Below are 10,395 nucleotides of genomic sequence, written 5' to 3'. Positions count from 1 at the left end.
GAGCGTCTGCCGGTCGTCTCGCCGGCCGGGAACACCAGTTCCTCGCACAAGCGGCCGGCGGCGGGGCATCCTCGAACAATTGGGCGTAATGGAGCTGCACCCGCTGCAGGCGCTCCACCAAAGCCGCGGCGAAGGCGTCCCGATCGGCATAGCCCATGAAGCGGGCGAACGCTTCCATGGCCTCGCGGCTTTCGGGCAGTTCGTGGGTCTGGGCGTCCGCCACCATCTGGATGCGGTGCTCCACCCGGCGCAGGAAGCAATAGGCCTCCTTCAGCTCGTCGCGGACCTTGGGGGCGATCCAGCGATGGTCCACCAGCGCATCCAGCGCGTCGAGGGTGCGCGAGGTGCGCAGCATCGGGTCGCGGCCGCCGGCGATCAGCTGCTGGGTCTGCACGAAGAACTCGATCTCGCGGATGCCGCCCCGCCCGAGCTTCACGTTGTGCCCTTCGACCGCCACCACGTCGTGGCCGCGGAAGGCGTGGATCTCGCGCTTCATGGCATGGACGTCGGCGATGGCCTGGAAATCCAGCACCCGGCGCCACACGAAGGGGGCCAGCTCGCCGAGGAAAGCGCGGCCCACCGCGAGATCGCCCGCCACGGCGCGCGCCTTGATATAGGCGGCCCGTTCCCAGGTGGCGCCCTCGCGCTCGTAATAATCGAGCGCGGCATGGGTGGAGAGCGCGACCTGGGTCGAGCCGGGATCCGGCCGCAGGCGCAGGTCCACCCGCAGCACATAGCCGTCCGCGGTGCGCTCCTGGATCAGCCGCACCAGCCCCTTGGTGATGCGCACGAAGAAGGGCGAAGGCTCGATCCCGTCGGCGAGCGGCGCCGCCTCGCGGTCATAGACCACCACGAGGTCGATATCGCTCGAATAGTTGAGTTCGCGTGCCCCATGCTTGCCCATGGCGATCACGGCGAGCCCGCTCGGCCCGTCCGGCGCGGCGGCGGCCGCGTCGATCTTGCCCGAACGTGCGGCGTCCTTCAGCAGGAAGCACAGCGCCGCCCGCACCGCGGTGTCGGCGACATCGGTCAAGGCACCCGTCACCTGGTCGAGATTGAAGGCGCCGCCGATGTCGGCGAGGGCGATGGTCAGCGCCGCCTCCGCGCGCATGCGGCGCAGCGCGCGCATGATCTCCGCTTCGTCCTGCGCCGCCTCGGCCACCGCCACGGCGGCGGCCGTGAGCGCATCGAGATGCGCGCCGGGATCGGTGCCGAGCGCGCGCAGCAGCCGCCCAGGCTCGGCGCGCACGAGGTCAAGCAGGAACGGCGAGCCTTCGGTGAGGCCGAGGCAGACGGCAAGCGCGACTGGGTGCGCCGCCAGCAGGGCCGCCAGCGCTGCGGCATCCTGCGGATCGAGGCGATCGGTGGCCTGGGAAAGTTTAAGCTTTGCCGTCTGAGGATCGGCGACCACCGGCGCTTCCCGCATCAGCGACGCGAGCGGCAGGAGGCCGGGCGAATCCGGTTCGTGTGGAGCGCGCATGTCGTGCCCTAAAGGCACGAGGCCGCGCCGGAGCGCAAGCCCCCTCGGCGGCTCGAGCGCGGCGCGGCGGCGATGGGCGCCGCCAGCAGAACGCCCAAAAGGTTAATGCGGCGCCGGTGGCGGGCGGTGTCCGCCCGGTTTTGGCTCATGGTGCCTTTGCCGGCAAACGGAGTGTCGCGACGAGGCCCGGATCGTTGTCGGAGAACGAAAGGCTGCCGCCATGCAGATGCGCCACCGCAGCCACCAGAGACAGGCCGAGCCCCGAGCCCGGCCGGTGCGGCTCGCCTCCAGGCGCACGAAGCGCTCCACCACGCGGCCGTGCTCGGACGCAGGGATGCCCGGCCCCTGATCGGCGACCCGCAGCACCGCATCGCCGTCCTCGCGCGCAAGGGTGACGGCGACGCGCCGTCGCGCGCCCTCCTCAGGGGCCGCATATTTGATGGCGTTGTCGACCAGGTTCGAGAGCGCCTGCGCCAGCAGTTCGCGCATGCCGTGCACCACCACGGGCGTGGTGGTCACCTCCAGATCGAGGCCCTTCTCGTCGGCCAGCGGCTCATAAAGCTCGGACACGTTCTCGCCGATGTCGGCGAGATCCACCTCGCTCATGGAGGCGCGCGCCTGTCCGGCCTCGGCGCGGGCGATCATGAGCAGCGCGTCGAAGGTGCGGATCAGCGCATCGCTCTCCTCGATGGTGTCTTCCAGCGCCCGGCGCCACTGGGCCTCGCCGTCCGCGGTGCGCAGCGCCTCCTCCGCCCGGTTGCGCAGGCGGGTGAGCGGGGTCTTCAGATCGTGGGCGATGTTGTCCGAGACGTCCTTCAGCCCCTGCATCAGCGCCTCGATGCGCTCCAGCATGGCATTGAGGGAATGGGCGAGGCGGTCGAACTCGTCGCCGGTTCCGGCCAGCGCGAGTCGGCCGGACAGATCGCCGGCCATGATGGTCTCGGAGGTGGCGGTCATGGCGTCGATGCGCTTCAGCACCCGGCGCGTCACGAACACGCCGCCGGCCAGGCCCAGCCCGACGATCAGCAGCACCGCCCACTGCGCCGGACGGGTGACGAGCGCGCGCAGGGTGTCGCGCTCCTCGATGTCGCGGCCCACCAGCAGGCGGTAGCCGCCCGGCAGGATGTCCACCTCCACGAACGCCACATGGCTTTTGGTGCCGCTCTCCTCGGGCCGGTTGTAGGTGGTGAAGCGCGTGCCCGGCTGGTCGAGCAGGCCGAGCGGCAGGTCCGAGACGTTGGTGGCGATCACCTCGCCCTGGAAATTGGCCAGCATGTAGATGGACGAGCCCGGCCGCCGGGTGCGCCGGTCGATCACATAGACGAGACGCTGGATGCCGCCGATGCGGTACTGGTCGGACAGGAAGCGGATCTCGCGCTCCAGGTCGTCCGCCACCTGCACCTGGATCAGCTGGCGGGTGTGCCACGCGGTGTAGACGATCACCGAGACCGCGAACACCGCGAACACCAGCAGATAGGCCGCGAGCAGCTTGAACGCCGTGGTGCGCATCAGCCGCGCGAGATTGGCGAACACCTTCACCGGCGAGTCTCCCGCGCGGCGGCCGGCGCGCTCACTTGGCCCCCGCGCTCACTTGGCCACCGCGTTCACTTGGCCACCGCGTTCACTTGGCCCCCGCGCGCACCATGTAGCCGGCGCCGCGGACCGTGTGGATGAGCGGCACCTCGAAGCCCTTGTCGATCTTCGCCCTCAGACGCGAGACATGGACGTCGATGACGTTGGTCTGCGGGTCGAAATGATAATCCCAGACGTTTTCCAGCAGCATGGTGCGCGTCACCACCTGACCGGCGTGGCGCATGAGATATTCGAGCAGACGGAATTCGCGCGGCTGGAGGACGATCTCCTTGCCGCCCCGCGTCACCGAATGGGAGAGGCGGTCCAGCTCCAGGTCGGCCACCTTGTAGACCGTCTCGGCCGCCTGCGGCGCGCCGCGCCGCGACAGCGCCTCGACGCGCGCCAGCAGCTCGGTGAAGGCATAGGGCTTGGGGAGATAGTCGTCGCCGCCGGCGCGCAGTCCCTGGACGCGGTCGTCCACCTGGCCGAGGGCGGAGAGGATGAGCACCGGCGTGGTGTGGCCGCGCCCGCGCAGCTCGGAAACCAGCGACAGGCCGTCGCGCTGGGGCAGCATGCGGTCGACGATCATCACGTCGTACTTGCCGTCGAGCGCCAAAGCGAGGCCCTCCTCGCCGTCGCCCGCGAGATCCGCTACGTGGCCGGCCTCCTTGAAGGCCTTGCGCAGGTATTCCGCGGCGTCGCGGTCGTCCTCGACCAGTAGCAGGCGCATGGGGGTGGAAGAGCCCAGATCGAGATTCGCAATCATGGCACTCTAGCCGAGCCTCGCGTCAGGTCCACACTCGGACGTTGGGGCGGGAGTGGCGCGGGAAGCCCTCTGGAGACTTCCCGCGCCGTCGGGTCCGAAGCGGCTGGGGGCGACAGGGATAGGCCGCCTCGGGTCCGATGGGAAAAATCAGGCCCGGCGCCGCCCCTCGGCGGCGCCGGGCCGGGTCATGCGGGAGAGGCTCAGCCCTTCGCCTTGGTGTCCATGGAGATGGCGACGAAGCGGATGCCCTGCTCGCCCTTCACCTGGATGAGGACCGCCTTGCGGTTCTCGGCCTTGGCGGCGGCGAGGCCCTCGCGGATGTCCTTGGGCGTGGAGACGGCCTTGTCGCCCACCTTGAGGATCACGTCGCCGGTCTTCACGCCGCGCTGGGCGGCGGCGCGTTCGGGTCGACGCCGGTCACCACGACGCCCTCGGAGCCGGCGCCCTGCACCGACTTCGCCGGGGCGAGCTGGAGGCCGAGGCGCGGCAGATCCTTGGCCAGCGGGCCGCCGTCGTCCTCGTCCTGGCCGCCGCTGCGGGCGGCGACCTTGTCGTTCGGCAGCTGGCCGAGCGTCAGCGTCACGTTGATCGGCTTGGTGTCGCGGATCACGGAGAGCTGCACCTGGGTGCCGGGCTTCATCATGCCCACCTTGCGGGTCAGCTCGCGCGCCTCCTTGATGGCCTCGCCGTTGACCTTGGTGATCACGTCGCCGCTCTTCAGGCCGGCCTTGGCCCCGGGGGTGTCGGGCTGGACCTGGGCGACGAGCGCGCCCTCGGCATCCTTGATGCCGAGGCCCGACGCAAGGTCCTCCGTCACCGGCTGGATCTGCACGCCGATATAGCCGCGGGCCACCGTGCCGTTGTCGCGCAGCTGGGCGACCACCGTCTTCACGGTCTCGGACGGGATGGCGAAGGCGATGCCCACATTGCCGCCCGAGGGCGAGACGATGGCGGTGTTCATGCCGATCACCTCGCCGTTCAGCGAGAAGGTCGGGCCGCCCGAATTGCCCCGGTTGATGGGGGCGTCGATCTGCAGGAAGTCGTCATAGGGGCCGGCGCCGATGTCGCGGCCGCGGGCCGAGACGATGCCGGCGGTCACCGTGCCGCCGAGGCCGAACGGGTTGCCGACCGCGATCACCCAGTCGCCGATGCGCGGGGCGGTGTCGGAGAGCTTGACCCAGGGCAGGTCCTTGGCGCCCTCGATCTTCAGCAGCGCCACGTCGGTGCGCGGGTCGGTGCCGATGACCTTGGCGACATAGTCCTTGCCGTTGATGGTGGTGACGTCCACCTCGTCGGCGCCGTCCACCACGTGGTTGTTGGTCACCACATAGCCGTCGGCGGAGATGATGAAGCCGGAGCCCTGGCCGACCACGGAGCGGCCGCCGGGGACCGCGCGGGCCGCGCGGACCCATGCCCGGGCCGCCGGGGCCGCCCTGGCCGAAGCCGAAGCGCTTCAGGAACTGCTCGATCTGCGGCGGGACATTGCCGCCGAGGCCCTCGTCGTCGCCCATGGCGACCTGGTCGTTGCGCTCCTTCTTCACCTTCACCGAGACCACGGCGGGCGAGACCTTGTCGACGATGTCGGCGAAGGAGAAGGTGCCGGCGGGCTGGCTGGTGGTGATCTGGGCGAGGGCGGGGGTGTTGGCCGGGGGCACGAATTGGCCGGCCACGACGCCGGCGATCGCGAGGCCGAACACACCGGCGAGCAGGGCCTTCCGGTGGCGCTTGGTCACGGAAGTGGTGTTGGCGGAGCGGGTCATGTGCGTGCTGATCTCTCTGTCTGGCCTGCCGGTGCGGGCAGGTTCGAGGAGGCACGCTAGCGATGCGACCCTTACGGCTCTCTGGCGGGAAGATTACGTTTTCGTAATGTGGAGGGCGCATTGGCCCTTCCTTGCCCGAGGCGCTAGATTCGCGGCGATCGACCGACTCGCGAAGGGGGGAGCGCCGCGCCGGCCTCCGAGACTGAGCCCATGACCACCCGCCTCCTGTCCGGCGAGAAAAGCGGCGACGACGCCGACACGTCGCTGCGCCCGCAACTGCTCGCCGACTTCACCGGCCAGGCGCAGGCGCGCGCCAATCTGGAGGTGTTCATCAAGGCGGCGCGGGCGCGTGGCGAGGCGCTCGACCATGTGCTGTTCGTCGGCCCGCCCGGCCTCGGCAAGACCACGCTGGCGCAGATCATGGCGCGCGAGATGGGGGTGGGCTTCCGCTCCACCTCCGGACCAGTGATCGCCAAGGCGGGCGACCTCGCCGCCATCCTCACCAATCTCGAAGAGCGCGACGTGCTCTTCATCGACGAGATCCACCGGCTGTCCCCGGCGGTGGAGGAAATCCTCTATCCGGCCATGGAGGATTACGAGCTCGACCTCGTCATCGGCGAGGGGCCGGCGGCGCGGTCGGTGAAGATCTCGCTGCCGAAGTTCACGCTGGTGGGGGCGACGACCCGGTCGGGACTGCTCACCACGCCGCTCCGGGACCGGTTCGGGATTCCCGTGCGGCTCGGCTTCTACACCGTCGAGGAACTTGAACTCATCGTGACGCGCGGCGCGCGGGTCCTCGGCATTCCCATCGTCCCGGAAGGGGCGACCGAGATCGCCCGCCGCGCCCGCGGCACGCCGCGCATCGCCGGCCGGCTCTTGCGGCGGGTGCGCGACTTCGCCCTGGTGGCGGAGGCGCAGGCGATCGATCGGAAGATCGCCGACCGGGCGCTCCTGGCGCTGGAGGTGGACGGCGCCGGCCTCGATGCCATGGACCGTCGCTATCTTACTGTGATCGCTGAATTCTACGCCGGTGGCCCGGTGGGCGTCGACACCCTGGCGGCGGCGCTCTCGGAGCCGCGCGATGCCATCGAGGAGATCGTCGAGCCGTTCCTGGTGCAGAAGGGCTTCATCCAGCGCACGCCGCGGGGGCGGGTGCTGACCGGGCTGGCGTTCGCCCATCTCGGCCTGCCGGAGCCGAAGCGAGAGCCCTCGGCGCTGCCGCTGTTCGATGCGGGCGAGGCCTGAAATTCCGCGCAAATACCGGTCTGGTCCTGCGCCAATTCCGGCCTGATCCCGCACATTCCCGCCGCGCGTTGCCGCGGCGCCCCGGCGCTCGGACGGACCCTCTCAGCAGGCTTCCTTGAGCACAGCGGCGCGCGGATGGGCGGCGATCAGGCGCTCGATCTCATCGAGGATTGCGGTGTCGAGCGGCAGCGCCGCCTCGTCCGCCGCCAGGATAACGTCATCCTGATCCTCGTCATCCTGGTCCTCTTCATCCTCGGCGGCCAGGGCCTCGTGCAAAGCGGCGAGCGAGGAAAGCCGCTCGCGCTCGCGCATCTCCAGCAAACCGAGGGCGGCGCCGATCACGCTCTCCTGGGCCTCGTAGCGGCCGACGCCACCAGACGATCCACCAAGGCGAGCTGTTCCTGGGATAAAGCGAACCGAATCACCATGACCTCCCCCCGCATCCGAATGGAAGGATAGACACGACCGGATTCATCGGTCGAGCGGGAAGTCGCGGGTGACTGCCCCGGAAGAAGTTAAAAATCGAATCCTTTCTCTTAACGAAGAGTTAATTTCTGGGGATGCCGCAGCGTGGGAAGACTCCGGCGCCCGCCCAACCGCTCCTTCAGCCGCCCACATAGCGGCGCAGATAGCGCGCGCCGAGGCTGGTCAGCACCTCGTAGCCGATGGTGCCCGCCTTGGCGGCGAGGTCGTCAACGCCGATGCCTTCGCCGAGGAAGGTGGCCATCGCGCCGCGCTCTACCGTGCCGTCCGGCAGGGCGGTGACGTCGATGCTGGCGAGGTCCATGGAGATGCGGCCCACCAGCGGGCAGCGGCGTCCGGCGATCACGGCCTCGGCGCCGGCCTTGGCGTCGGTCGCGCCGGCGGCGCGCAACAGGCCGTCCGCATAGCCGATGGAGACGGTGGCGATGCGGCTGCGCCGCTTCATGCGCTGCGCGGCTCCGTAGCCGACGGTGTCGCCGCGCGCCACCTCGCGCACCTGGAGGATGCGGGCATCGAGCCGCACCACGCTGCGCAGCGGCGGCACGCCGGAGACGGCGATGCCGCCATAGAGGAAGATGCCCGGCCGCACGAGGTCGAAGCGGAAGTCGCGGCCGGAGAGCGTGCCGGCGGAGTTGGCGAGCGAGGCCGGGACGCCGGGGAAGCGCCGGGCGATGTCGGTGAACAGCGACAGCTGCCGCATCGTCAGCGGATGGCCCGGCGTGTCGGCGCAGGCGAGATGGCTCATCAGCAGGCTCGGCTCGAAGCCGAGCAGGCGCCGGCTGTCCGACAGCCTCACCGCATCCTCCAGCGCGAGGCCGAGCCGCTCCATGCCGGTGTCCACATGGAGCGCGGCGGCATGGCTCTGGCCGGCGGCGCGGCAGAAGGCGCTCCATTCGGTGATTTCCGGCACCGAGCCGAGCACCGGCCGCAGCTTCGCCGCGACCAGATCGGGCGCGGTGCCGGGCATCAGGCCGTTGAGCACATAGATCACGGCGTCGGGCAGCAGCGCGCGCAGGCGCAGTCCCTCGTTGAGATGGGCGACGAAGAAGGTCAGCGCCCCCGCGCGCCACAAAGCGGGCGCCACCTGATCGATGCCGAGGCCGTAGGCGTCGGCCTTCACCACGGCGGCGCACTGCGCCGGGGCGGCGAGGGCGGACAGGGTGCGCCAGTTGTCGACGATGGCGGCAAGATCGATGGTGAGCACCGCGCCGGCGCGCCTGTGCGCCTCAGCCTCGGCCGCGGCCTCCTCGGGTGTCGGGGCGGGGGCGCTCACCGGTGCTCCGGCAGGCGGTCCTCCCGCGCCAGGTTGGAGAAGCGGGTGAACTGCGGCTCGAAATGCACCTTCACCGTCCCGGTCGGACCGTGGCGCTGCTTGCCGATGATGACCTCGGCCACGTTTTCGGCCGCCTTCATCTCGATCTCCCACTTGAACCACTCCTCGGTGCCCTGCTTCGGTTCCTTGTTCTTGAGGTAGTACTCCTCGCGGAACACGAACATGACCACGTCGGCATCCTGCTCGATCGAGCCGGATTCACGAAGGTCCGAGAGCTGCGGCCTCTTGTCGTCGCGCGTCTCCACCTGGCGCGAGAGCTGGGACAGCGCCAGGATCGGCACGTTCAGCTCCTTGGCCAGCGCCTTGAGGCCGGTGGTGATCTCGGTGATCTCCTGCACGCGGCCCTGGGACGAACTCTTGGAGGAGCCGGAGAGCAGCTGGAGATAGTCCACGACCATGAAGTCGAGCCCGCGCTGGCGCTTGAGGCGCCGCGCCCGCGCCACCAATTGGGCGATGGAGATGCCGCCGGTATCGTCGATGAACAGCGGCACCACCTGCATGGTCTGGGCGGCGGCGGCGAGCTTGGAGAACTCGCTCTCGGAGATGTCACCGCGGCGGATCTTGTAGGAGGGGATCTCCGCCTGCTCGGCCAGGATACGGGTGGCGAGCTGCTCGGCGCTCATTTCCAGCGAGAAGAAGCCGACGATGCCGCCGGAGAGCGTCTCGGTGGCGCCGTCCGGCCGGGTCTCGCCGCGATAGGCGGCGGCGATGTTGAAGGCGATGTTGGTGGCGAGCGCGGTCTTGCCCATGCCCGGGCGGCCGGCGAGGATTACGAGGTCGGAGGGCTGGAGGCCGCCCATCTGGTGGTCGAGGTCGTCGAGGGCGGTGGCGATGCCGGAAAGGTGGCCGTCGCGCTGGAAGGCCTTGGAGGCCATGTCCACCGCCTCGCGCAGCGCCTCGCCGAAGCGCTGGAAGCCGCCGTCGTAGCGCCCGGTCTCGGCGATCTCGTAGAGGCGCTTTTCCGCCTGCTCGATCTGGTCCTGCGGGGTGGCGTCCACCGGCGCGTCATACGCCTCGTTGACGATCTCCTCGCCGATGCGGATCAGATCGCGCCGCACCGAGAGGTCGTAGATGGTGCGCCCGTAGTCCTCGGCATTGATGATGGTGGTCGCCTCCGCCGCGAGGCGGGCGAGATATTGCGGTCCGGTGAGGCCGGCGACGTCCAGGTCGGCGGGCAGGAAGGTCTTCAGCGTCACCGGCGTCGCGAGCTTGCCGGCGCGCACCAGCGCGCCCGAAAGCTCGAACACCTTGGCGTGGATCGGCTCGTAGAAGTGGCGCGGCTCCAGGAAGTCGGAGACCCGGTAGAAGGCCTCGTTGTTCACCAGGATGGCGCCCAAGAGCGCCTGCTCCGCCTCCACATTGTGGGGCGCCTGGCGGTAGTTCGGTTCGATGTCGCCTTGCCGGGCGGGAAGGTCGAGCATGGGGCCCATCCGCTGTTGAGCGCATGATGTAGCAGATGCGCGGACGATCTCTCCATAGCCTTGCGCCGGCCATGGGGCCGGCCGGCGGCTTTCCCCAGGCCGCATTCTTGGCTGGGGGTTGCGGGGATAACGGGCAGCGCCCGGATTCGGCTCGGGTGGGTGGTGGCGCCCGGCGCTTCCCCGTTTCGCCGCGCCGCCGCCTCCGCTGCGATTCGCCCCCGGCTTGCACCCCCGCCGCCGTGGTCCGGGCGCACCTCCCCTCTCGGAGAGGGGACGGGGGTGAGGGGTGCGCCGGGCGGAGAAGCGGCTTCGGGCAGCGCGCGCTGCGTCCGCGC

Annotated in this window: 6 protein-coding genes and 2 pseudogenes; 1 reads left to right on the top strand and 7 read right to left on the bottom strand. The window is 70.0% G+C overall.

What is annotated here, in order from left to right; all coding sequences use genetic code 11:
- From AC2W7M_RS12615 to AC2W7M_RS12600, 4 genes and pseudogenes are all read right to left on the bottom strand, one after another.
- Nucleotides 1-1,411, bottom strand: a 1,411-nt coding sequence (locus AC2W7M_RS12615; RefSeq protein WP_486132652.1) for a [protein-PII] uridylyltransferase family protein, incomplete at its 3' end; no start/stop codon positions are given.
- Nucleotides 1,412-1,625: 214 nt separating this feature from the next.
- Nucleotides 1,626-2,989, bottom strand: a pseudogene (locus AC2W7M_RS12610) (sensor histidine kinase).
- Between the two features lie 112 nt (nucleotides 2,990-3,101).
- Nucleotides 3,102-3,818: a winged helix-turn-helix domain-containing protein gene (locus AC2W7M_RS12605; RefSeq protein ID WP_486132651.1), complete on the bottom strand. Its 717-nt coding sequence runs from the start codon at nucleotides 3,816-3,818 to the stop codon at nucleotides 3,102-3,104.
- A gap of 200 nt (nucleotides 3,819-4,018) precedes the next feature.
- Nucleotides 4,019-5,578: pseudogene (locus AC2W7M_RS12600) on the bottom strand (Do family serine endopeptidase).
- Nucleotides 5,579-5,788: 210 nt separating this feature from the next.
- Between AC2W7M_RS12600 and ruvB the strand changes: the two are divergent.
- Nucleotides 5,789-6,823: a Holliday junction branch migration DNA helicase RuvB gene (gene ruvB / locus AC2W7M_RS12595; RefSeq protein WP_486132650.1), complete on the top strand. Its 1,035-nt coding sequence runs from the start codon at nucleotides 5,789-5,791 to the stop codon at nucleotides 6,821-6,823.
- Between the two features lie 102 nt (nucleotides 6,824-6,925).
- Here ruvB and AC2W7M_RS12590 read toward each other — a convergent pair whose 3' ends face one another.
- The 3 genes from AC2W7M_RS12590 to AC2W7M_RS12580 form a co-directional block, all read right to left on the bottom strand.
- Complete coding sequence (locus tag AC2W7M_RS12590; protein ID WP_486132649.1) at nucleotides 6,926-7,165, bottom strand: hypothetical protein; 240 nt, start codon at nucleotides 7,163-7,165, stop codon at nucleotides 6,926-6,928.
- A gap of 262 nt (nucleotides 7,166-7,427) precedes the next feature.
- Nucleotides 7,428-8,579: an alanine racemase gene (gene alr / locus AC2W7M_RS12585; RefSeq protein WP_486132648.1), complete on the bottom strand. Its 1,152-nt coding sequence runs from the start codon at nucleotides 8,577-8,579 to the stop codon at nucleotides 7,428-7,430.
- A complete protein-coding gene (locus AC2W7M_RS12580) occupies nucleotides 8,576-10,060 on the bottom strand; it encodes a replicative DNA helicase (protein WP_486132647.1) in 1,485 nt (494 codons plus the stop codon). The genes alr and AC2W7M_RS12580 overlap by 4 nt, the downstream gene beginning before the upstream one ends.
- Between the last annotated feature and the right edge of the window lie 335 nt (nucleotides 10,061-10,395).

Source organism: Xanthobacter sp. BG11Y11_SDJG (assembly GCF_057364445.1).
Note: the sequence above shows the minus strand (reverse complement) of the source record. Positions and strands in the feature narration are given on the sequence as shown.